General features: G+C 30.8%; 1 protein-coding gene. It reads left to right on the forward strand.

What is annotated here, in order from left to right; all coding sequences use genetic code 11:
- Nucleotides 1-253, forward strand: a 253-nt coding sequence (locus CUZ56_RS15890) for a hypothetical protein (RefSeq protein WP_204250969.1), incomplete at both ends; no start/stop codon positions are given.

Below are 253 nucleotides of genomic sequence, written 5' to 3' on the forward strand. Positions count from 1 at the left end.
GAATATCCGTCGCCATGAAAAATTCTTAGCTGATTTAAAAGTAATCAATCAATATGATGAAGGTCGTCGTTCTGAAATTGCACAAGCCGAATCTCGCTATTTGCAAGCGCAATCAACAGAAGCAAACTTAGAAAAAACATTATCAATAAACTTAAGTAAATTGAGTAAATATACCTCTAAGAAACTCACAGAAAAAGATATTGTTGATCCATTTAATAAACAAAACTCAACTCAATTAATTGCTTTATTCGAT

This window comes from Saezia sanguinis (assembly GCF_003991585.1).
GTDB classification, from domain to species: Bacteria; Pseudomonadota; Gammaproteobacteria; order Burkholderiales; family Burkholderiaceae_C; genus Saezia; species Saezia sanguinis.